The sequence below is a fragment of the Methylobacterium sp. D54C genome, assembly GCF_053345595.1.
On sequence record NZ_JBKFAK010000015.1, the window covers coordinates 38214 to 60602 of the forward strand.

The window sequence follows — 22389 nt, forward strand, 5'->3', positions numbered from 1 at the left end:
CGGCACCTGTGGGAATGGGTGGGCGCTCGCGGCGGTTCCGCAGCGCACCATGTGCCTGCCGCAACGCAGCAGCCCGGCCCGGCGGGTTGCGCCTCCGTGCTCGAGGCCGAGGCCGGACGATGCCCTCAGCACCACCGTCCTTGCGAGCGGAGCGAAGCAATCCAGGGAAGCGCCACGCTCACCGACGGCGCGCTGGCCCTGGGTCGCTTCGCTGCGCTGGCGATGACGGGAGGTTGAAGTCGAGCGGAGCGCGCGAACGCCGGCCGCCCTACTTGGCCGCCCCCACCGTCACGCTGCCCGAGGCGGTCCGGCCGAACCGCGCCGGCCGGTACATGTCTTCCACGGTGGCGCCCGGATGGACGTAGGTCCCCGGCGAGACCGCACGCACCGTGTAGGCCACCGTGAAGAAGGCCGACTGGCTCGGGTCGCGGTCGTAGGCGGCCACGAACCGGTCGTCCCGGAACTCGGTGTGGACCGGCTGCACGTCGGACTTGGCGAAGGCGAGCCCCTGGAGTGCGTCGGCGTCGAGGAGCTTCGGATTGTCGATCTCCAGCCCCGCCGGCAGCGGATCGACCAGCAGGAGCCGCGCCGCCTCCGCCTTGGCCTCGGTGACCTTGAGCACCACCACCAGCCTGTCGTTCTGGCGCAGGCCGCTCGCCGGATCGACGACGCTGCCGTCGAGGCGGCGGAAGCTGCGCTCGATCGTGTAGCCCTGCTGCGCCGCCGGCTCCGGCACCAGGGGGCTGCCGTTGACGGTCACGGCCACCTGCACAGGCGCGCGGCCGGTATTGGTGAGCTGAACGCCTCGGTCGGCCAGGGCCGCCTCCCGATAGACCCGGGCCAGCAGGCCGGTCTGCGAGGCGCCGTCCAGGGTGAACGAGAGGGTGCCCGCCTCGTTCGACAGGCTCTCGGCGGCGAGCACCAGCCAAGCATTCTCCTGCGTGCTCGTCGAGCGCTCGGATTGCTGCTCCTCGCCGAGCACGGAAGCCGCGGGGCCCAGCGCCCCCTGCGCCAGCCCGCTCTCGGCGGCGAGCGTCATCAGCCCGGCTCCGTCGCGCAGGCGGGAGCCGTAATCGGCGCGGTAGACACCCTTGTCGCGCTCGGCGCGCAGGACCGTGAGCGCCGATTCCATGGTCTTGGCGGCGCGGCCGCGGTCGCCGAGCAGCGCCAGGGCGGCGGCGAGCTGCGCGCGCCCGAGGGCGGAGGAGAAGTCGCCGATCTTGGTGTCGGCGAGGTAGCGCAGGTCGCCCATCACCGGCCGCCCGTTCCGGGCGAGCACGTACGCCGCGTAGGCGAGGTCGGCGCCGCCGTTGCGCACCTCGGTGGCGTTGGCCACCGCGTTGCGCAGGTAGTCGAGGGCCTGGGCGAAGGCCTTCTGCGGCACCGCGAAGTTGCGCTCGCGGGCGCGGGTCAGGAAGTCGGTCACGTAGGCGTCGAGCCAGAGGTCGCTCGATCCCTGCGCCGACCACAGGCCGAAATCCCCGCTCGAATCCTGGCGGGCGAGCAGGCGCTCGATCGACTCGCGCACCCTTTCGTCGGCGCCGTTGTCGAGGGCGAGCTTCTCCAGCGCCGCGAGCTTGTTGACGTAGAGCAGCGGCATCGCCCGGCTCACCACCTGCTCGGAGCAGCCGTAGGGGTAGCGGTCGAGCGCCCGGAGCAGGGCCGCCACGTCGACCCCCGGCAGGGCCGTGGCCGAGAGCGAGACGCTGCCGGTGCCCGGCTGCAGGTCGGCGAGGAGGTCCGAGGTCAGCGTCAGGTTCGCCCCCGGGGCGAGGCTGCGCACCGAGCGGCGCAGCAGGGCGCCCGTCCCCGGCGAGATCCCGAGGGCGAAGCTCTGGTTGAGGGCGGCCGGGAGGCCGGGCCCCGACAGGGCGAGGTCGAGCCGGGCCGTGCCGGGTCCGGCGGCGGTGAGGGGGATCGCGAACTGGCCCTTCGCGCCGGCCTCCAGCCGCAGCGTCTGGCGCAGCGCGCTGGCGCCGACCACGACCGGGCCGGTCGGGCTCAGGTCGACCGTGTACTCGCCCGCCTGCCCCTCGACGTTGTCGAGGGCCACGAACAGGCGCGAGCGGTCGCCGGTGTCGAGGAAGCGCGGCAGCGTGGCGCTGAGCACGACCGGGTCGCGGATGATCACGTCGGCCTGGGCCTGCCCGACCCGGTCGCCGCTCCAGGCGGTGACCATGACGCGGCCGGTGCCGTTGAAGGCCGGGATCGGGAAGGTGACGCTGGCCGCGCTGTCCGGCCCCACGGTCACGACGCCGGAATAGAGCGCCAGCGGCGCCTGGGTCGGCGGGGAATCGGCGAGCTCGCCGCCGCCCGCGTCGCCGCCGGAGCGGATCGCCCCGGCCGAGCCCTGCATGCCGTCGATCAGGTAGCCGTAGAGGTCGCGGACCTCCGGCCCGAGTGCCCGCTGGCCGAGGAAGTACTGGGTCGGGTCCGGCGCCGCGTAGCGGGTCAGGTTGAGGATGCCGACATCGACGAGGGCCACGGTGATCCGCGCCGGCTCGCCGGCCTTCAGCCCGGTGAGCTGGACCGGCAGGGTCAGGTCCTGGCGCGGGCGCGCCCGCTCTGGCGCCTTCAGGGCGACCCCGAGGCTGCGGCGCTCCCGGTCCACCGAGAACCACGCCAGACCCAGCGCCCGGCCGGGCAGGCGCTTGGCCGCTTGGTCGAGGGGCCGGTAGGCGGTGGCCACCAAGTAGGCGCCGGCGCCCCACTCGGCCTTCACCGGGATGCTGACCGTGGTGCCGCCCTCCGGCACGCTGACCTCCAGGGTCTGGTGCACGCGGTCGCTGACGACCATCAAGCTGGCCTGACCCTTGAACTTCGGGCTGAGCTTGGCCCGCAGCGTGTCGCCGGCGGCGTAGGCGGCCTTGTCGAGGGTCAGGTCGAGCAGGTCGGGCGCCTCCGCGGTCTCGGAGCCGCCCCAGCCCACCTCGAAGCCGAGGCTCGCACCCGCCTCCGGAGCGCCCGCGGTCGAGACCTCCAGCCGGTAGCGGCCGAGGCCGACCGGCGCCTCGATCCGGCTCGGGCCGGCGGCCGTGAGGTCGACGGTGCCGCTGGCGACGCGCCGGGCGGACTTCACCGCCTCGAACGACCAGCGCCCGTCCGCCCGGTACCACTGGTAGGAGGAGTCGATCCGCGACAGGGTCCAGCTCACGCCCGGCCGGGCAACGAGCGCCCCGTCGGGGCGCGCGAACACCACGTCGAAGCCGGCGATCCCGCCCTCCTTGAGGTCGGTGAAGCCCTTGCGCAGGGCGAGGACCGGGCTCGCCGGGAGGATCGGCAGGGTCAGGCTGCGCGACAGCGCCCGGCCTCCGGGCTCGCCGACCGCCAGCGTGATCTTCGCCTCCAGCGCCCGCGGCGCCGCGACCTGGGGCACCGGCACCGTGACGGTGGCGGCGCCCTGCGCGTTCGTGGTGGCGTGGTCCTGCAACTCCTGGGTCGTCGGCTCCACGGCCTCGTCGTCGAGACCGATGGAATAAGTCTCCAGTCCCTTGATGCCGCTGGTGGCCGCCGCCTGCACGGTCACGCTGCCCGACACGTCGAGATCGGAGCCCGGGGCGCCGTAGAGGTAGCGGGCGGCGACGTCGACCTGCGCGGCCTCGCCCCGGTTCAGGGCCGCCTGCCGGGCCTTGAGGGTCACCTCCAGCCGCTCGGGGACGTAATCCTCCACGAGGAAGCTGGTCTCGCCGATCGCGGGCGCCTTCGGGTCCGTGTAGGCGGAGACCCGCCACGTGCCGTGCATCGCCCCCGACAGGAGCGGCAGCGGCAGGGCCCGGCCGCCGAGCCCCTGGTCGGGCACCGAGACGCGCCGGTACTCGACGCCGTCCGGCCGCTTCACCACCAGGGTCAGCGGCAGGTCCGGCACGGCGGCGCCGCGGGGGTCGCGCAGCAGGGCGGTGAGCTGGACGGTCTCGCCCGTGCGGTAGACCCCGCGCTCCGGGAACAGGTAGGCGTCGAGGCCGCCGGTCTCGGGCCGTCCCTTCACGCCGCGGTCGGTGAGGTCGAAGGCGCCGAGGTTGAGGTCGAGGAAGCCGTAATCGCCGCCCGCCTGGGCGACCACGAGGCTCGGCGCCAGACCGCCCTCCCCGCGGGCGAGCCCGGGATCGAAGGCGACGTGGCCCTGCGCGTCCGTGGTCCGGGTGCCCAGCACCTCGTTGTTGCGGGCGACAAGCCGGATCTCGGCGCCCGGCATCACCTGCGCGGAGGCGAGCGAGCGCAGGACCACGGTGACCCCGTCCCGGCCCTTGGTGGCGGTGAGCCCCAGGTCGGAGACCACGAACCACTGGGTCGCCTGGGTGTCGTACTCCTCGTCGGAGGCGGCCGTGCCGGAGGGGCGGGCCAGCATCACGTAGAGGCCGGGCTCGAGCTTGCCCACGGCCTGAAGGACCGGGAAGGCGGTGACGGCCTCCTGGTTCAGCTCGGCCTTGGCGGTGTCGAGGGTGCCCTTCCAGACGCGCTGACCCTTCTCAGACGCGATCGTCCGGGCGGTGGACCCGCTGAGCTGGCCCAGGAAGTCCTCCGACCGCAGGGTCGGCAGCAGGCCGCGATCGCCGATCCGCAGAACCTCGACGTCGAGCTTCGGTGCGTTCACCGAGACCAGGGGCACGCCCGCTTGGCCCGTCCGGGGCAGGACGTAGTTGCGCCCGGTGAAGCGCACCTGCGGGGCGCGGTCGCGGACGTAGATCTCGTAATCGGCGGCCTTGAGCAGGCTCTCGCCGACCGCGGAGGGCAGGCCCTGGCGGACCACGATGGCGTAGCGGCCGCCGTGCTTGAGTCCGTCGACGCAGACCTGAGAGCCCTCCCCGGTCACGGCGGCCGCGCTGCTGCCGGAGACGGCCACGAAGGGGGCGTAGTCGGTCTTGGGGCGGATCGCCTCCGAGAAGGTGAAGCAGGCCCGGGGAGCGGCCGCGTCGGAATCGACCTTGTAGTCGAGGATGCGGAAGCCGTGCTGCGCCCGCACGGTCTCGTAGGTCTCCCGGACCGAACCGGTCTCGGCCAGGGCGAGGCTCGCCGCGTAGGCGTCGAGCGCCGGGCGCCACGATTCCTGCTCGGCCTCGGCGGCGCCGAGCGCCGCCAGCGCGGCTGCGGCGTCGGCCGCCGTGCCGGCGCGCTCGTAGGCGCGGTAGGCGGCGGCCGTCACCCGCCCGCGCAGACGCGACCGGCCCTGGTAGTCGTTGTCCTCGAGGGCACCCAGGGCCGCCGCGGCCCCCCGGGCATAGGCCTGCCAGTTGCGCGCGTCGGCGGGATCGGCCGCCACCGCGGCGGTCAAAGGCGCCAGCGCCTCGTCGGGCTTGTCGGCGGCGAGCAGGGCCAGCCCGGCCGCGCGGGACTGGCCGGCGGGCCGCAGCGGGCCCCCGGCCTCCGCCTTCAGCGCGGTCTCCAGGCGGACCGCCGCGCTGGCGAGGTCGGCCCGGACGAAGGTCCTGGCGAACGGCGCGGCGACAGCCGTCGCCGGGCGGGGCGCGGTGCGGGCCGCAGGTGGGGACAGGGCTGGCGAGGTCTGGGCGAGGGCCGGATTGCCGGCGATTCCTCCGAGGAGCGCCAGGGCACCCGCGAGCCGTCCGAGCCGCGCCATCAGCCTGTTCCCCACCCGCAATCCCGATGATTCGTTCCGGGTCCCGTCGCGCGGGAGCCTAGCACCGGCGGTCGGGCTCGCAACGCTTCGGATCGCTGTAGGCCCCGCCCGGCCTCGCGCCGAGGCTCAGAACGCCTTCAGCACCTGCTCGGCGTGCTCGACGGCGACCGGGCCGGCGAAGCAGTGGGAGACCAGGGCGCGGTAATCCTGCCAGGGCTGCGAGCCGGTGAAGTCCTTGGTGTGGGCCTCCAGCGTGTCCCAGTGGATCAGCAGGCGGTAGCGCTGCGGATGCTCGATCGAGCGCCGAACCTCGAAGTGCCGGCAGCCCTTGGCCTGCTTGAAGATCGCCGAGGCCTCGGTGATGCCCTTCTCGAACTCGGCCTCGAGGCCGGGCTTGATCTCGATCTGCGCGATTTCGAGGATCATCGGTGCGGTTCCTGTCTCAGGTGCGACGGGCGCGGCCGAGCTTGGCCGCGAGGATGCGCTGCGGGCTTAAGGTGGGGTCGGCCTGGGCGGCGACCGGCAGGTAGGCGGTCTGCTCCAGCATGTAGCGGCCGCCCATGGCACCGTGCATCACGAGGTCCGAGAGGGTCCCGGGTGAAGGCGGGGACGCGGATCAGCAGCCGGCGCAGGAACTCCTGCACCTCCGGCGTGCCGGCCGCGCCGCGCAGCTCGGCGGCCGCGCCGCGGATGCTGACGTTCTCGGCCCTGCCGTCCGCGAAGGGTCGCTCGGTGAACCGGCGCTCGAACGCGCTGAACGGGAAGGGCAGATCGGGGAACAGCAGCACCGCCGCGGCCTCCAGCCCCCGCGCCCGGGAGCCGGACGCCTCGCCGGGGACAATTCTGCGGATCGGGGTGATCATCGTCTGCGCGCCCGCGGCCGTCACGGTCCGGCCCCCTCTAGCGGAGCCGCCGGGGGGAGGCCAGGGCCGCGCATTTCCGGTGGACGGCGGGTGTCATCCACCGGCGCGGCGGTGGGCACCCGCCGGATCGGCTTGCGCAACCGCTTCGTTCCCGGCACGTTCCCCGGCCAGCACCCGGCCCGAGAGCCCGGCGGAGGATGGCGCCGATGGCGACCCTGAAGGAATTCGAGGAGGCCCTGCGCGAGCACGGCATGAACATGGCGCTGGCGCTGCTGGAGCGCCTGCGCGAGCGCGACCGCGCCACCCGGACGGTGAAGCCCGCCCGGCGGCTGACCGGACAGAAGATGACCCCGGAACTCGCGCGGGCGATCCTGGACCTGCACGCCACGACGGGCATGACCCAGCAGGAGATCGCCTTCAAGGTCGGGGTCAACCAGGGCCGCGTGAACGAGGTGATCAAGCGCGGCAAGTGGCTGAGCGACGACCCGAACGCCCCGGAGGCCGTGGCCCGCGACAAGGCGGTGGCCCGGATGCGCGGCGACCCGAAGCCCAGGAAGGCGGCCGCCGCGCGCCCCGCCTCCGGGCGGGCCAAGGAGCGCAAGGCCGCGCCGCCGAAGGCGCGCAACCAGGGTCAGCTGGCGCTGGGGGATCTCTGAGGGGCGGCCGCCGTCGTCCTCGCGCGGATCGGAGCAACCCAGGGCAGCGCGACCCTGCGAAGCGCGGCGACGCTGGATCGCTCCGCTCTGCTCGCGAGGACGGTACGGGCTCCCGCCTCCGATGCCCCGCGCTCTCACCCGGCCGGCGCGAAATGGCCCCGGTAGCGCGCCCCGATCACCTCGACCGGCAGCGCGACGAACACGTCCGTCGTTCCGAACTGGCGGTCGATCACCGCGCCGTCGCCGAAGGTGGCGCCGAGGCGCAGGTAGCCCTTGATCAGTGGCGGCAGCGCCTGCAGGGCCGCCTTGGCGTCCACCGCCTCGCGCGGCATCCGGTCCATCGCCACCGCCCGCTCCGGCAGCGCCCGGGCCCGCCAGCCCTCCGGCGCGCGGGCGTGGTGGTGCAGGAAGGCGAGCGGCAGGGCCAGCCGGTCCGGGTCGGTGCCCTCCAGGCTCGCGCAGCCGATCAGCGCGTCGATCCGGTGGTGCAGGACGTAGGCGTAGATCCCCTGCCACAGCAGCTCGACGGTCCGCTTGCTCCGGTAGGGCTTGAGCACGCAGGAGCGGCCGAGCTCTAGGAGCCGCCGGTGCCCCTGCGCGGCGAGAAGCGGCGCGAGGTCGTACTCGCTCTCCGAGTAGAAGCCGGTATGCCGCTCGGCCACCTCGCCGCGCAACAGCCGGTAGGTGCCGACGACCTTCGGGCGCGGCTCGACGAAGGGCTTCTTCCGCCGCGGCGCCGCGTGGTCGAGGACGAGGAGGTGGTCGCAGACCGCGTCGTAACCGTCGACGTCGCGGCGGGACAGGGCGGCGAGCCCGGAGGGCACCGCCGACATCTCCTCGTAGAAGACCTTGTAGCGCAGCCGCTGGGCCCGCCGGATCTCCGATTTCCGCGTCGCCAGCCGGACCTCGAGGCTGCCGATGCGGCCGAGGCTGCGGCCCTCGAACGGCTCGGGCAGGCGGATCGCCCGCTCGGCCGAGAGCACGTCGTCGATTCCGCCCACGCCCGCGACGCCCGGCAGCGGGACCGACCGGCGGCGCAGCTTGGCGATCGGCGCGCCGACGCCCCATTGCACGCCCCTGTGCCAGCCGGCTCCGAGCGCGCTGTAGGCTCCGCGGGCGAGATTGGCGACCATCGTCGGGTTCACTCCGGGTGCGCGTCCGTGCACCGTCGAATCCGACAGAGAGCACGACGGCCACACGCCATTATGACAGCCGCCACGAGAAAGCGCCCCGGCCGGGGCCGGGGCGCTCCAAGAACCTCATCGGTACCTGATATGGACCTGACGGTTCCCCCGCGGGGCGGGGTCAGGCGGCCTGCTGGACCGCGTCCTTGCGGACGTCGCCCTCGATCACCGGGGCGCTGGGGCGCGCCGCCGAGGCGATCTCGATGCGACGGGGCTTCTTCGCCTCCGGAACCTCGCGGACGAGGTCGATGTGGAGGAGGCCGTTCTCGAGCGCCGCACCCGTCACCTGGACGTGGTCGGCGAGCTGGAACCGCCGCTCGAAGGCGCGGGCCGCGATGCCCTGGTGCAGGAACTCCGCCCTGCCCTCGGCCTTGCGCTCGCCCTTCAGCGTGAGGGCGTTCTCCCGCACCTCGATCGACAGGTCTGACTCGGTGAAGCCGGCGACCGCGACGGTGATGCGGTAGGCGTTCTCGCCGGTCCGCTCGATGTTGTAGGGCGGGTAGGTCGGGGCCGCCTCGGCGCTCGCGAACTGGTCGAGGGCGGAGAACAGGCGGTCGAAGCCGACGGTGGAGCGGTACAGGGGAGCGAGATCGAACTGACGCATGACATATCCTCGTCTGAGCAACATGCAATTCCGGTCCGCCCGATGGGCCGGACCCGTCTCTCGTGCCGCCTGACGGCCGGCACAGACGAGATATCGGAGGGGGAAAATCGCGCTTCAAGACCCCCGGTGAGGGTCGGAAACGAGATTTTTTCGCTACGGTCGCAGAGTGCATCCGGGCGTGTATCGGACGATGCGCGGAGGCGCTGAGGTGAGGCCAGTGAGACGCTTCGACGGTGACACCGGGCGCGAGCCGCCGCTCCTGACCCTGCGCAGCACGCCCGACAACCCGGTCCCGCCGGGCGGCACGCTGATCGCCGTCGGCACGCGCGACGACTGCACCCTGCGGGCGGCCTACTGGCAGACCACGGCGCGCACCTGCCGGGGCACGGTCTGCCTGCTCCAGGGCCGGGCCGAGTTCATCGAGAAGTACTACGAGACGATCCACGAGCTGCGCGCCCGGGGCTTCGCGGTCGTGGCGTTCGACTGGCGCGGCCAGGGCGAATCGGACCGCCGGGTCGACGACCCCCACAAGGGCCACGTCGCCCGGTTCGACGATTACCGGCTCGACCTGCGGGCGGTGGCCGAGACTATCCTGGTGCCGCTGATGCCCGAGCCCCATGTCGGCCTCGCGCATTCCATGGGCGGATGCGTCGCCCTCCTCGCGGCCCTCGACGGGGCGCTGCCGTTCCGGCGGTTGGTGACCCTGGCGCCGATGCTGTCGATCCGGATGGTCCGCTGGCCGGCCGGCGCCGCGATCCTGTCGCGGGGCCTGCAGAGGCTCGGCCTCGGGAGCCGCTACATCCCGTTCGGCAAGCCGGTCTCGATCGCCACCAACCCGTACGCCGGCAACCGCCTGTCGCGCGATCCCATCCGCTACGCCCGCAACGCCGCGGCGGCGCGGCAGGTCGGCGCCGGCGCGGTCGGCGACCCGACGATCGCGTGGCTCGCCGAGGCGTTCCGCGCGATGGCGCGGCTGCGCGACCCGCGGGCGGCGCCGCGGATCGGGCTGCCGACCCTGATCGTCGCGGCGGGCGCCGACCCCGTCTGCGGCACGGCGGAGACCGAACGCTTCGCCGCCCGGCTGAAGGCCGGCCATATCCTGGTCCTGCCAGATTCCCGGCACGAGATCCTGACCGAGCGCGACGCGATCCGGCAGGATTTCTGGGCGGCCTTCGAGGCCTTCGTGCCGGGCTCGCCCCTGCCGACCCACGCGGAGGTCGAGGCGCACGCCGTGGCGGTGCCGGTCGCCTGAGGCGTCAGCCGCCGAGATCCGGGTCGATGTCCCGCGGGCGCACGTACCGGTCGAGGTGCCCGCGGTCCGGCGCGATCTCCGCCCAGCGGTCGCCGTCGAAGTCGATCACCACGAAGGCCGCGGTCGGGAATTCCAGGGCCAGCCGGTCCCGGGCCGCCCGCGGTCCCGAGCCCGCGAGGATTGCGGCGAGGTCGCCGAGGCCCGGATTGTGGCCGACGACGATCAGCGTGGCGGCCGCGTCGGGCGCCTGCCGGATCACGCCGAGGATCCGGTCCGCCGGCGCCTCGTAGATCTCGGAATGCCAGCGCGTCTCGGGGCTGCCGAGGGCCGCCTCCATCGCGGCCCAGGTCTCGCGGGTCCGCGCGGCGGTGGAGACCAGGGCGAGGTCCGGGCACAGGCCCTCCCGCGCGAGGTGGGCGCCCACCGCCGGGGCGGCCCGGTCCCCGCGCGCGTTGAGCGGGCGCTCGTGGTCCGCCACGCCCGGCGGACGGTCGGACTTGGCGTGCCGCAGCAGGATCAGCCTGCGCATGAGCGAACCTCTGACGGTCTCGTGGGCCGGTCTCGGGCTGCCGGTTCGGGCGCGCGCGGCCGGACCGGGCGGCGCCCGCTCCCGCCCGGTTAGCCGAAAGCGCCGCGTGCGGGAACCGCGGCTTTGCCCGCACCGTTCCGACCGGGAGCCGTCCGCAGCACGGCCCGCGGCCCGATCCGCGGCGCGACGGTCTCTGGCCAGGAGGCTGCCCGATGGACCGATCCGCCCGCGTCACCGAGATCCTGTCGTGGTACGGGGCCGACAGCCCCGGGACCCTCACCAACCTCGCCCGGATGCTGGAGCACGGCAAGCTCGGCGGCACCGGCAAGATGCTGATCCTGCCCGTCGACCAGGGCTTCGAGCACGGGCCCGCCCGCAGCTTCGGCCCGAACCCGCCGGCCTACGACCCGCACTACCATTTCGAGCTGGCCCTGGCGGCGGGGTGCAACGCCTACGCGGCGCCGCTCGGCTTCCTGGAGGCGGGCGCGCGCGACTATGCCGGGCGCATCCCGCTGATCCTGAAGCTCAACGATCACGACCTCCTGGCCGACGAGGAGGATCCCGAGCAGGCGATCACCGGCTCGGTGGCCGACGCCCTGCGGCTCGGCGCCTGCGCCATCGGCTTCACGATCTACCCGGGCTCCGCCCACCGCAACGCCATGTACGGGCAGATCCGCGCGATCGCCGAGGAGGCCAAGAGCGTCGGCCTCGCCGTGGTGATCTGGTCCTACGCCCGCGGCTCGGCCCTGTCGAAGGAGGGCGAGACCGCCATCGACGTGATCGGCTACGCGGCCCAGATCGCCGCGCAGCTCGGCGCCCACATCATCAAGGTGAAGCTGCCCTCGGCCCATATCGAGCAGCCGGCGGCGAAGAAGGTCTACGAATCGACCGGCATCCCGATCGGCACGGCGGCCGAGCGCGTCCGCCACGTGGTGCAGTGCGCCTTCAACGGCCGGCGGATCGTGATCTTCTCCGGCGGCGCCCAAGCCGAGGAGGCCAGCTTCCTCGACGAGATCCGCGCCATCCAGGCGGGCGGCGGATTCGGCTCGATCGTGGGCCGCAACGCGTTCCAGCGCTCGAAGGCGGACGCCCTGTCGCTGCTCGGCAAGATCACCGACATCTACGCGGGCCGCTGAGGCAGCCTCGCGTTCAGCCGCCGTCGCGGGCCAGCCGGGCAAGCCCGTCGCGGGTCGGCCCGGCCGGCCGCCAGCCGAGGGACGCGAGCCCGTCGGCGCGGGCGACGAGACCCTCGGCGACGCGGGCGAACTGCGCGTCCCGGCCGGTCAGCCGGCAGGCCAGCCGGAGGAGCCCGGCCGGGACCGGGACGAGGCCCGGGCCGCGGCCGAGGCCCTGTCGGAGGGCCGCGATCATCTCGGGCAGGCTGAGCGGGTCCGGGTCGGCCGCGACGAGGGCGCGGTTCAGGGGGGCGGGCGCCGCCAGCACCGCGTCCACGGCACCCGACAGGCTCTCCAGCGAGATCAGCGAGCGTCGCGCCGCGAGGCCGCCCAGCGGCAGCGGGTAGGGACTGCGCGCCAGCCGCAGGAGCGCGGCCATGTTGCCCTTCACGCCGGCCCCGTAGACGAGGACCGGGCGCAGCGCGACCCAGTCCAGCCCGGTCTCGGCGAGCGCCGCCTCGGCCTCCAGCTTGGAGCGGCCGTAGGCGTCGGTGGGCCGGGGCGGATCGCCCTCCCCGACCACGCCCGGCGCGCTCGCCCCGACCTGCGCGCGGATCGACGACAGGAACACGAAGCGGCGCACCTTCGCGCGCGCCGCGGCCTCCGCCAGCCGGCGCGTCGCCTCGGTGTTGAGCGTGCGGTAATCGTCCTCCGGTGCCCCCGACGCCGCCGGTCCGAGATTGGCGTGGGCGAGGCCAGCCGAGTGCACCACCGCGTCGACGCCGCTGAGGGCCGCCGCCATGTTGATCGGGCGGGTCAGGTCGCCGACGACCGCGCTCGCCGCGCCCTCCGGCACGGTCGTGGGCCGGCGCAGCAGCACGCGGACCCGGTAGCCGCGCGCGGTGAGGTCGGCGAGCAGGTGGCGGCCGATGAAGCCGGTCGCCCCGGTGAGCGCGATGAGTCCGGTCACGGCTGGGCGGCTCCTGTCACGGCTGGGCGGCACCTTCGGCGGGGGCCGGCGCCGGGGCGCGGGCGAAGCGGCGGAGCAGGGCGGCGACCAGGGCGAGCCCGGCGGCCGATGCGGCGAGCGTGACCGGCCAGGACGGCCAAAACAAGGTCGCGGCGGCGAGCGCCGCCAGGGCGAGATTGGCCGCGAACACCCGTCCGACCACGCCGGGCACGGACAGCCCGTTGACGGTGGCCCGCTGGTAATAGTGCCCGCGATGGGCCTCCCAGACCCGCTCGCCCCGCGCCGCCCGCGCGGCGAGGGTCAGGCTGGCATCGGCGAGGTAGACGAGCGGCAGCAGCAGGGCGGCGGCGAGCCCGCCCGCCAGGGCGAGCTGGCACAGCAGCCACGCGGTGACGAGCCCGACCGGCAGCGAGCCGACATCCCCGAGGAAGAGCCGCGCGACCGGCCGGTTGAACGGCGCGAAGCCCAGCACCGCGCCCAGCAGGCTCGCCGCCACCAGGGTCGGCAGCGGCGGCAGGTGCCCGGCGAGGCCGATGAGCAGGAGCGCGCCCGCCACTGGGACGATCTCCGCGACCGTCATCCAGTCGAGCCCGTCCATGAAGTTCGTCAGGTTGACGAACCACAGGCCCGCCAGCAGCGCGAGGCCGCGCTCCAGCCAGAGCGGCAGGCCGGGCAGCAGGCGTCCGTCCAGGTGCCAGACCAGCAGGCCGACCACGACGGCCTGCACGGCGAGCCGCAGGGCGGCTGGCAGCGGCCGGACGTCGTCCACGGCGCCGAGGACCGCCAGGGCCAGGGCTCCGCCGGCGAGCCAGATCCAGTCCGGCCGGCCGCCGATCTCCGGCGCCGCGATCAGCAGGCCCGAGATCGTGACCAGCGCCGTCACCACGGCGATCCCGCCCCCCTGGGGGGTCGGCACGGTGTGGCTGGAGCGGGCGTTCGGCCGGGCCAGAGCGTAGCGCTGCAGCAGCGGGCGCAGGCGCAGGATCAGGCCCGCCGAGAGCGCGGCGGCGAGGGGCACCGCCAGGAGCAGGATCGCGGTCAGGGCGGACGGCAAGGCGGACGGGAGGACGGACAGGGCGGGCGGCGCGTCGGGCGGCAAGTTGGGCGGCAAGTTGGGCGGCATGGCGCCGTCCTACGCGATCCGCCGCCCGACCGTGAGGGGGGCTACGCCGCCCGCACCGTGTCGAGGAAGCGCGCGACCTCGGCCCCGAGATGCTCGGACTGACGCGACATCTCGCTCGCGGCCCCGAGCACCTGGGCGGCGGCGGCGCCGGTCTCCTCGGCGGACTGGGCGAGGCTCGCGATGGTGCCGGTGACCGCGCCGGTGCCGGCGGCCGCCTCGGCGACGTTGCGGACGATCTCCTGCGTGGCCGCGCCCTGCTGCTCCACGGCGGCCGCGATGCTGGAGGCCACGCCGTCGATCTCGCGGATGCGCCGGCCGATCCCGTCGATCGCCGACGCCGCCTGCCCGGTGGAGGACTGGATCCGGCCGATCTGGCCGGTGATCTCCTCGGTGGCCCGGGCGGTCTGCTCGGCGAGCGCCTTGACCTCCGAGGCCACCACCGCGAAGCCGCGGCCCGCGGCGCCGGCGCGCGCCGCCTCGATCGTGGCGTTGAGCGCCAGGAGGTTGGTCTGGGCGGCGATCCCGGAGATCAGCGCCACCACGTCGCCGACCTTCGCGGCCGCGCCGCTCAGGTCCTGGACCAGCGCCACCGTGTTGGTCGCCTCGGCGACCGCGACCCGCGCGAGCTCCGCCGAGCTGCTGACCTGCCGGCCGATCTCCTGCACCGAGGAGCCGAGCTCCTCGGCGGCGGCCGCGACGGTGTTGACGTTGGCGGCGGCGTCGCTCGCGGCGCCCGCGACGGTGCCGGACTGCCCGGCGGCCTCGGTCGCGCTGCCGGTCAGGGTCCGGGCGGTGGCCTCCAGCTCGGTCGCGGCCGCCGACACCCCGCCGACGATGCCGCCCACCGCCTGCTCGAAGGCGTCGGCCATGGCCCGGGTCGCGGCCCGGCGCTGCGTCTCGGCATCGGCGCGGGCCAGCGCCGTCTCGGCCTCCAGGGCGCGCGCGCGGACGAGGTTGTCGCGGAACACCACCACGGAGCCCGCGAGCGCCCCGATCTCGTCGCGGCGCTCCTGCCCGGAGATCGCCACCTCGGCGTCGCCCGCCGCGAGGCGCTGCGTGACGGCGGCGATCTTGCGGAGCGGCCCGCTGACGCCGCGGGTCACCAGCACGAAGGCCCCGAGGGCAACCAGCAGGGCGAGGCCGGCGAGCGCCAGCACGTTCCGCTTGGCGGCGTCGTAGGTCTGCGCGATCAGCGTGCCGCTCGCCTGCGAGCCGTCGCCGTTCAGGGCGACGAGCTTCTCCCAGTCGGCCATGATGGCGCGGATGCTGTCCGACATCACCGTGTTGTAGATGCGCTGCCCGCCGGCGACGTCGCCCGCCTCGGCCTTGGCCACCGCCTCCCGCTGCTGCTCGGCGTAGGTGGCCACGTGCTGGCGGAAGGCCGCGTAGGCCTCGCGCTCGGGCTGGGTCAGCGGCAGGGCCTCGTACCGGGCGTACTGGGCCGCGAGCAGCGCGTCGCGCTTGGCGATCTGGTCGGCGACCTCGGCGCGCAGCGCGGGCGTGTCGGCGGTGATCAGGCGGACGGCGTTGACCCGCTGCCGCATGAAGTTGATGCCGATCCGGCCGAGGGCGTCGGTGGCCGGGATGCGCGTGTCGCGCAGCTGCGCGGCGGCGGACTCGATGCGGCCGAGCTCGGCCAGCGAGAGGCCGCTCGTCGCGGCGATCAGCAGCACCAGGGCCGCGAGACACAGGCCGAGCTTGGCCGCGATGGAGATACCGGCGCGCATAGGATTCGTCCCCGGTCCCGCACGTGGGACCGGGGCCTATGCTTGTCGGAGAAATATTAAGGTTGTTTGGTCCTGCCCGGACCGCGCGCGGTCCGGGCAGGCTCGGTCCGCTAGTAGACCTGGGCCTCGGCGCGCGGCGGATCCGCCGGGCCGTCCCGTCGATCCAGACCCTTCTCCACGACCTTGGCGAGCCCGACCATGATCTGGTCGATGGCGTAGTCCTTCGGCGTGTAGACGGCGCGCACGCCCATGTTCTTGAGGACCAGCTCGTCCTCCGGCGAGATGATGCCGCCGACCACCACCGGGATGTGGTCGAGCCCCGCCTCGCGCATCTTGGCGCGGACCTCCCGTACCAGCGGCACGTGGGAGCCGGACAGGATCGACAGGCCGACCACGTGGGCGCCGGTCTCCTTGGCCTTCGCGACGATCTCGGCCGGCGTCTGGCGGATGCCGTCGTAGGTGACGTCGAAGCCGACGTCGCGGGCACGGAGCGCGATCTGCTCGGCGCCGTTGGAGTGGCCGTCGAGGCCGGGCTTGCCGACCACGAGCTTCGGCGTCTCGCCGAGCCGCTCGCCGAGATCGGCGATCAGGAGCTTGGCCTCCTCGGCCGCGCCGCTGGAGACGGTCTCCACGGTGACGCCGGTGGGCGCCCGGTACTCGCCGAAGACCGCGCGCAGGCGCGCGCCCCACTCGCCGGTCGTGACGCCGGCCCTGGCCGCCTCGATCGAGGGCGGCATGATGTTGGCGCCGGAGCGCGCCGCCTGCTCCAGGGCGTCGAGGGCCTGGCCCACGGCGTTCTCGTCGCGGCGGCCGCGCCACTCGCGGATCCGGCTCTGCGCCTCCATCTCGACGGTCTCGGAGACGGAGAAGATCGCCCCCTCCCCGGCCGTGAGCGGCGACGGCTCGCCCTGCTGCCACTTGTTGACGCCGACCACGATCTGATCGCCGGCCTCGATGGCCGAGATCCGGCGCGCGTTCGATTCCACCAGCGCGCGCTTGAGCGCCCCGGTTTCCACCGCCGCCACCGCGCCGCCGATGCCGCCGATCCGCTCCAGCTCGGCCCGGGTCTGCGCCTTCAGCTCCTCGACCTTGGCCTCGATCACGTGGCTGCCGTCGAAGATGTCGTCGTACTCGAGGAGGTCGGTCTCGAAGGCCAGGATCTGCTGCATGCGCATGGACCATTGCTGGTCCCAGGGCCGCGGCAGGCCGAGCGCCTCGTTCCAGGCCGGGAGCTGCACCGCGCGGGCGCGGGCGCGCTTGGACAGCGTCACCGCCAGCATCTCGATCAGGATGCGGTGGACGTTGTTCTCGGGCTGCTGCTCGGTGAGCCCCAGGGAGTTCACCTGCACGCCGTACCGGAAGATGCGCTTCTTCGGATCGTCGATGCCGTAGCGCTCGCGGGCGATCTCGTCCCAGAGCTCCGAGAACGCCCGCATCTTGCAGATCTCGGTGACGAACCGCAGGCCCGCGTTCACGAAGAACGAGATCCGGCCGAACACCTCGGGGAAGCTCGCGGCGTCGAACTCGGGGTCCTCGCGCACGGTGTCGAGCACCGCGATGGCGATGGCGAGCGCGTAGGACAGCTCCTGGACCGGCGTCGCCCCCGCCTCCTGCAGGTGGTAGGAGCAGACGTTCATCGGGTTCCACTTCGGCACGTTCTTGGTCGTGAACAGGATCACGTCCTTGGTGAGCCGGAGGGACGGCGCGGGCGGGAACACGTAGGTGCCGCGCGACAGGTACTCCTTGATGATGTCGTTCTGGGTCGTGCCCTGGAGGGCGGCGATCGGCGCGCCCTGCTCCTCGGCCACCGCCAGGTAGAGCGCCAGCAGCCACGGGGCCGTGGCGTTGATCGTCATCGAGGTGTTCATCTGGGCGAGCGGGATGTCCTGGAACAGGGTCCGCATGTCGCCAAGATGCGCGATCGAGACGCCGACCTTGCCGACCTCGCCGCGGGACAACTCGTGGTCGGGGTCGTAGCCCGTCTGGGTCGGCAGGTCGAAGGCAACCGACAGGCCGGTCTGGCCCTTGGCGAGGTTGCCCCGATAGAGCTTGTTGGACTCCGCCGCGGTCGAGTGCCCCGCGTAGGTGCGGATGATCCAGGGCTTGTCGCGGCTCGACTTGTCGCTCCTGGTCTCGGCGACGCTCGCGCCCATTCCTCGCCTCCGTGTGATCTTTGTATCCGCGCGGGGCGCGGCCTTGCGGTCACCGTAGCGAAGGCTTGAGCACGCGTCATCCGGGACGGAAGTGCAAGACGCCCGCGCGGGCATCCGCGGCTCATGAAAAAACTTGCCCGCCGGAACAGCGGGATTTGAAGGCGCCGCGGCGCGCCGCCGCCCGCGCGCCGCCCGCACCCGCGGTCCGGATGGTGCCGCGCGACGGTCCCGATCCGCTTTATCAGTGCTGGTATAATGTCCACCTGAACTGTTCTTCGCGGGACTTGCCGCTGTTCAGGCGCGAGAGAGCAAGTCGAACCAATGACTTAGAGGTGCATGTGCTCGCCGGACGGCCTGGAGCAGCTCGGGCGCGCGGCGGTGGAGTCGGGCAAGGTCTCGGGGCCGGGGCGACCGAGGCCGGCGCCGAATAATACTTGGTCTGCCGGAAAGCCGATTTTGAATACGTGGTCGCGCGCCCTGTGCTCGCGCTTTTTTCATGTCGGAAACCGTCGGCTTTCGACTTTCGGCCCACTTGGACGCCTCCGGCATCGCCGGTATAGCGCGATGGAGAACCGCGGCCGTGAGAAACACGCGGGACGAGAGGAGAGCGAGATGGCGGCGAGCGCTGCGATCAGTCCGACGGGCGGGGAGGTCAAGGACCTCTACGAGATGGGTGAGATCCCGCCGCTGGGTCATGTGCCGGCCAAGATGTATGCCTGGGCGATCCGGCGCGAGCGGCACGGACCCCCGGAACAGTCCCACCAGCTCGAGGTGCTGCCGGTCTGGGAGATCGGCGACGACGAGGTGCTGGTCTACGTCATGGCGGCGGGCGTCAACTACAACGGCGTCTGGGCCGGCCTCGGCGAGCCGATCTCGCCCTTCGACGTCCACAAGGGCGAGTACCACATCGCCGGCTCCGACGCCTCCGGCATCGTCTGGAAGGTCGGCTCCAAGGTGAAGCGCTGGAAGGTCGGCGACGAGGTCATCGTCCACTGCAACCGCGATGACGGCGACGACGAGGAGTGCAACGGCGGCGACCCGATGTTCTCGCCCTCGCAGCGGATCTGGGGCTACGAGACCGGCGACGGTTCGTTCGCGCAGTTCTGCCGGGTGCAGTCCCGCCAGCTCATGGTCCGGCCGAAGCACCTCACCTGGGAGGAGGCCGCCTGCTACACGCTGACGCTCGCCACCGCCTACCGCATGCTGTTCGGCCACGCCCCGCACACGGTGAAGCCGGGCCAGAACGTGCTGATCTGGGGCGCCTCCGGCGGCCTCGGCGTGTTCGGCGTGCAGCTCTGCGCGGCCTCGGGCGCCAACGCCATCGCGGTGATCTCGGACGAGTCGAAGCGCGACTACGTGATGAGCCTCGGCGCCAAGGGCGTCATCAACCGCAAGGACTTCGACTGCTGGGGCCAGCTGCCCAAGGTCAACAGCCCCGAGTTCCACGCCTGGACCAAGGAAGCGCGGAAGTTCGGCAAGGCGATCTGGGACATCACCGGCAAGCAGGACGTCGACATCGTGTTCGAGCATCCGGGCGAGGCGACCTTCCCGGTCTCGGCGCTGGTGGTGAAGCGCGGCGGCATGGTGGTGTTCTGCGCCGGCACGACCGGCTTCAACATCACCTTCGACGCCCGCTACGTCTGGATGCGGCAGAAGCGCATCCAGGGCTCGCACTTCGCCCACCTCAAGCAGGCCTCGTCGGCGAACCAGTTCGTGCTCGACCGGCGGATCGACCCGTGCATGAGCGAGGTCTTCCCCTGGGACAAGATCCCCCAGGCCCACACCAAGATGTGGAAGAACCAGCACCCGCCGGGCAACATGGCCTGCCTCGTCAACTCCCCGCGCGCCGGCCTGCGCACGGTCGAGGACGTGATCGAGGCCGGTCCGCTGAAGCGGTAAGGCGCTCCGTCGGGCCGGTTCCCGCTCTCGCGCGGGGCCGGCCCGATCGGCTAGGCTCGCGGCGTCCCGCGCCGACTCGGCGACCGATTCGGTGTGCCGGGGCGCTGATGACGGGCCCACGCGATCCTCACAGGACCCGGCCCCGATCCGGACAGGGGGCACGGTTTTGAGCGGCGACGACGAGGCTTATGTCTACGACGAGGCGACGGGCGAGTGGCTCCCGCCCGGGTCCGCGGCCGCGCCCGCCGAGGCGCATGCCGTCCGCGACGCGGCCGGCAACGTCCTGGCCGACGGCGATTCGGTCACGCTGATCAAGGACCTCAAGGTCAAGGGTGCGAACCAGACCCTGAAGCAGGGCACGGTCATCCGGTCGATCCGGCTCACGGACGATCCGGAGGAGATCGACTGCCGCCACGACACCATCAAGGGCCTCGTGCTGCGCACCGAGTTCGTGCGCAAGCGCTGAGGCCGATGCGGGGCGGCGCTTCTCCCAACCGCGCTACCGCCGCCGCGTCTCGTCCTGCGGCAGGTGGCGGCCGTAGGCCTCCTGCTTCTCGGCGCGCTCCTGGATCAGGTCGGCGTAGGCCTGCCGCATCTCCGGCGAGACGCTGATGCTCTTGCCCTTGGCGGCCTTGCGCTTGGGCGCCTTCTTGAAGGTGTTGTTCGTGTCGCTCATGCCGGGCTCCGCGTCGAACCGTGGCGGCATCGCGTGGCCGGACGACCGATCCGGGATCCGGCCGCCGCCCAGGGCCGGACATCCGCCCTGTAGCGCATCGCGGCGCCGGACGCACGGCTGCCGGGACCGGGCCGACACCGGCCCGGCACCGGATTGATCTGGCCTGTCGCGGCGGCCTCTGCCAGGATCGGGACGACGCGGTGCAGAGAGGGTCGGGGGCGGGCATGGATTCGGGTGACGCGTCGCGGTGTCGGAACCCGGATACCCTGCGCGTCCGCGCCCGGCGCGCGACGGCCCTCGCGCTTCTGATCGCCCTCGGCACCGGGCCTGTCGGGGCCCTGGACCGGCCGGCGCCCGCCCGGGCCGCCCCCAGACCCGCGCCGGCGGCCGGCGCGCCGGCCGACCCCGTCTTCGAGGCGATGCGGGCGGGCTTCGAGGCCCTACCGGAGGCCGACCGCAAGGCCGTCCAGGACGCCCTGGTCTGGACCGGCGATTTCAACGCCGTCGTGTCGGGGGCCTTCGGGCGCCGGACCTTCGAGGCGCTCACCGCCTACGGCGCCCGGACCGTCCGGGCCGACCCCCTCGATCCGCGCGGCCGTGCGGCGCTCCTGGCCGCCGGCGCGGCGGCGCGGAACGCAGCGCGCTTCCGCGTCGCGGTCGATCCCGGGACCGGCGCCGTGATGGGCGTGCCCGAGAGACTCCTGGCGAGACGGACCGCCCTCCCCTCCGGAACCCGCTGGCAGAGCCAGGACGGTCGCGTCACCCTGGAATCCCGCGCCTTCCCGCCGGGGGCCGAGAGCCTCGACGCGCTGTTCGATAAGGCGACCGCGCCGCTCCCCGGCCGCAAGGTGACCTACAAGCTGCGGCGGCCGGACACCGTGGTGGTCACCGCCGAGACCGGGCCGGGACTGTCCTACATCCGCTACGCGTCCGGACCGGAAGGCGTGCGGGGGTTCCTGCTCGGCTACGATCGCGCCCTGGCGCCGGAGGTCGACCGGCTCGTCATCGCGGTGGCGAACGCCTTCGTGCCGTTTCCCGATCCCGCCGCGGCGCCGGCCGCGCAGCTACCCCCGAGCGCGGGTCCGGCGCCGGCGGCCCGCGCCGCCGCCCAACCGGCGTCCCAGCCGCAGGCCGCGCCGCTGAGGCCGGCGAGCCTCTCCCCCGTGCCGGCCTCGGGCGCGGGTCTCGCGGTGGCGCCGGGACGCGTGCTGACCGCCGCCGCCGTGCTGGAGGGCTGCGCCCAGCCCAGGATCGGCGCGGCATCGGCGCGGGTGCTCGCCACCGATCCCGCCGGCCTCGCCCTCCTCGATGTGCCCGGCGCCCCCGCCCCGCTCCGGCCCGCGCTCCGGACCGAGCCCGTCGGTGCCGAGGAGAGCGTGATCGCCCTGGCGCCGGGTGCGGACGGGGTCCAGGCCGCTCCCGGTGAGGCGCGGGACGGCGACGTGATCGCGGCGCTCCAGCCGGGTTCCGGCGGCGCGCCGGTGCTGGACCGGTCGGGGGCCCTCGTCGGTCTCGTCGCCCGCTATCCCGCGGCGCCGCGCCGGGTCGCCGGGGTGGTGCCGCCGGCGCGACTGCCGGTCGTGCCGGCGCGGGCGATCTCCGCCTTCCTCGCCGCCCAGGGCATCGCCGCGGCGGCGCCGCATTCGGGTGGCGGGCCCGGCGCGGTCGCGCCTGCCGTGGTGGGGATCACCTGCCGCTGAGATGCGGGTCGCGCGGCGGATCCCCTGTCGCTCGCGCGGGATCCGCCGGCGTTCACGAGCCTGGGCGGACGAGCCGTCCGCCCAGGCGACGGGCCGCCGCTCAGAGCCGCCCGGTGACCAGGAGCACGATCAGCACGATGAGCAGGATGCCGCCCAGGCCGAAGCCGGGGCCGCGATACGCGCCGCCGCCGAGGAAGCCGCCGCCGCCGAAGGCCAGGATGATCAAGATGATGAGCAGGATGGTGACGAGGGACATCGGTCGCGTTCTCCGGACGGTCGCGCTGGTGCGAGCGTGACCGTTCAAACGCTGCGACATTCCGTTCCGTTCAACACCAAGCCACGCTTTTGTGAGGAAAATTCCGG

At 73.6% G+C, this 22389-nt stretch carries 17 protein-coding genes and 1 pseudogene; 6 read left to right on the forward strand and 12 right to left on the reverse strand.

What is annotated here, in order from left to right; all coding sequences use genetic code 11:
• Nucleotides 1-268: 268 nt before the first annotated feature.
• The 3 genes and pseudogenes from ACLBYB_RS22985 to ACLBYB_RS22995 form a co-directional block, all read right to left on the reverse strand.
• Complete coding sequence (locus tag ACLBYB_RS22985) at nucleotides 269-5575, reverse strand: alpha-2-macroglobulin family protein (RefSeq protein WP_447700164.1); 5307 nt, start codon at nucleotides 5573-5575, stop codon at nucleotides 269-271.
• A gap of 126 nt (nucleotides 5576-5701) precedes the next feature.
• Nucleotides 5702-6001, reverse strand: a complete 300-nt coding sequence (locus tag ACLBYB_RS22990) for an antibiotic biosynthesis monooxygenase family protein (RefSeq protein ID WP_010685588.1) — start codon at nucleotides 5999-6001, stop codon at nucleotides 5702-5704.
• A gap of 16 nt (nucleotides 6002-6017) precedes the next feature.
• Nucleotides 6018-6438: pseudogene (locus ACLBYB_RS22995) on the reverse strand (Kdo hydroxylase family protein).
• A 206-nt stretch (nucleotides 6439-6644) separates the two neighbouring features.
• Between ACLBYB_RS22995 and ACLBYB_RS23000 the strand changes: the two are divergent.
• Nucleotides 6645-7094, forward strand: a complete 450-nt coding sequence (locus tag ACLBYB_RS23000) for a DNA-directed RNA polymerase sigma-70 factor (protein WP_026604809.1) — start codon at nucleotides 6645-6647, stop codon at nucleotides 7092-7094.
• A gap of 134 nt (nucleotides 7095-7228) precedes the next feature.
• Here ACLBYB_RS23000 and ACLBYB_RS23005 read toward each other — a convergent pair whose 3' ends face one another.
• A complete protein-coding gene (locus tag ACLBYB_RS23005; protein ID WP_091682363.1) occupies nucleotides 7229-8227 on the reverse strand; it encodes a GNAT family N-acetyltransferase in 999 nt (332 codons plus the stop codon).
• Nucleotides 8228-8399: 172 nt separating this feature from the next.
• Nucleotides 8400-8882: an Hsp20 family protein gene (locus ACLBYB_RS23010; protein WP_042673074.1), complete on the reverse strand. Its 483-nt coding sequence runs from the start codon at nucleotides 8880-8882 to the stop codon at nucleotides 8400-8402.
• 217 nt (nucleotides 8883-9099) lie between these two features.
• Here ACLBYB_RS23010 and ACLBYB_RS23015 point away from each other — a divergent pair, with 217 nt between their 5' ends.
• The gene (locus ACLBYB_RS23015) at nucleotides 9100-10134 is read left to right on the forward strand and encodes an alpha/beta fold hydrolase (protein WP_056523499.1); all 1035 of its coding nucleotides are present in this window, start codon (nucleotides 9100-9102) and stop codon (nucleotides 10132-10134) included.
• Between the two features lie 4 nt (nucleotides 10135-10138).
• On the opposite strand, the gene ACLBYB_RS23020 is transcribed toward ACLBYB_RS23015, so the two are convergent.
• The gene (locus ACLBYB_RS23020; RefSeq protein ID WP_447700165.1) at nucleotides 10139-10663 is read right to left on the reverse strand and encodes a SixA phosphatase family protein; all 525 of its coding nucleotides are present in this window, start codon (nucleotides 10661-10663) and stop codon (nucleotides 10139-10141) included.
• Nucleotides 10664-10875: 212 nt separating this feature from the next.
• Here ACLBYB_RS23020 and ACLBYB_RS23025 point away from each other — a divergent pair, with 212 nt between their 5' ends.
• Nucleotides 10876-11799, forward strand: coding sequence for a class I fructose-bisphosphate aldolase (locus ACLBYB_RS23025; protein WP_020092444.1), 924 nt, complete (start codon nucleotides 10876-10878; stop codon nucleotides 11797-11799).
• Between the two features lie 13 nt (nucleotides 11800-11812).
• Here ACLBYB_RS23025 and ACLBYB_RS23030 read toward each other — a convergent pair whose 3' ends face one another.
• From ACLBYB_RS23030 to ACLBYB_RS23045, 4 genes are all read right to left on the reverse strand, one after another.
• Nucleotides 11813-12748 carry an NAD-dependent epimerase/dehydratase family protein gene (locus ACLBYB_RS23030; protein WP_042674731.1) on the reverse strand — a complete coding sequence of 312 codons (936 nt, stop codon included), beginning with the start codon at nucleotides 12746-12748 and terminating at the stop codon, nucleotides 11813-11815.
• 16 nt (nucleotides 12749-12764) lie between these two features.
• Nucleotides 12765-13871 (reverse strand): MraY family glycosyltransferase, encoded by a 1107-nt coding sequence (locus ACLBYB_RS23035; RefSeq protein ID WP_447700166.1) that lies wholly within the window; start codon nucleotides 13869-13871, stop codon nucleotides 12765-12767.
• Nucleotides 13872-13912: 41 nt separating this feature from the next.
• A complete protein-coding gene (locus ACLBYB_RS23040) occupies nucleotides 13913-15598 on the reverse strand; it encodes a methyl-accepting chemotaxis protein (protein WP_447700167.1) in 1686 nt (561 codons plus the stop codon).
• A 110-nt stretch (nucleotides 15599-15708) separates the two neighbouring features.
• The gene (locus ACLBYB_RS23045) at nucleotides 15709-17751 is read right to left on the reverse strand and encodes a protein meaA (RefSeq protein ID WP_020092440.1); all 2043 of its coding nucleotides are present in this window, start codon (nucleotides 17749-17751) and stop codon (nucleotides 15709-15711) included.
• Between the two features lie 612 nt (nucleotides 17752-18363).
• Here ACLBYB_RS23045 and ccrA point away from each other — a divergent pair.
• Both ccrA and ACLBYB_RS23055 read left to right on the forward strand, forming a co-directional pair.
• Nucleotides 18364-19650 (forward strand): crotonyl-CoA carboxylase/reductase, encoded by a 1287-nt coding sequence (ccrA, locus tag ACLBYB_RS23050; protein WP_042672037.1) that lies wholly within the window; start codon nucleotides 18364-18366, stop codon nucleotides 19648-19650.
• A 166-nt stretch (nucleotides 19651-19816) separates the two neighbouring features.
• Complete coding sequence (locus tag ACLBYB_RS23055) at nucleotides 19817-20116, forward strand: alkylphosphonate utilization protein (RefSeq protein ID WP_100252845.1); 300 nt, start codon at nucleotides 19817-19819, stop codon at nucleotides 20114-20116.
• Nucleotides 20117-20149: 33 nt separating this feature from the next.
• On the opposite strand, the gene ACLBYB_RS23060 is transcribed toward ACLBYB_RS23055, so the two are convergent.
• Entirely contained in the window at nucleotides 20150-20326 is a 177-nt protein-coding gene (locus ACLBYB_RS23060; protein ID WP_012318104.1) for a hypothetical protein, read from the reverse strand.
• A gap of 224 nt (nucleotides 20327-20550) precedes the next feature.
• On the opposite strand from ACLBYB_RS23060, the gene ACLBYB_RS23065 reads away from it, so the two are divergent.
• A complete protein-coding gene (locus ACLBYB_RS23065; protein ID WP_447700168.1) occupies nucleotides 20551-22026 on the forward strand; it encodes a serine protease in 1476 nt (491 codons plus the stop codon).
• A gap of 100 nt (nucleotides 22027-22126) precedes the next feature.
• Here ACLBYB_RS23065 and ACLBYB_RS23070 read toward each other — a convergent pair whose 3' ends face one another.
• Nucleotides 22127-22282, reverse strand: a complete 156-nt coding sequence (locus ACLBYB_RS23070) for a hypothetical protein (protein WP_007563230.1) — start codon at nucleotides 22280-22282, stop codon at nucleotides 22127-22129.
• Between the last annotated feature and the right edge of the window lie 107 nt (nucleotides 22283-22389).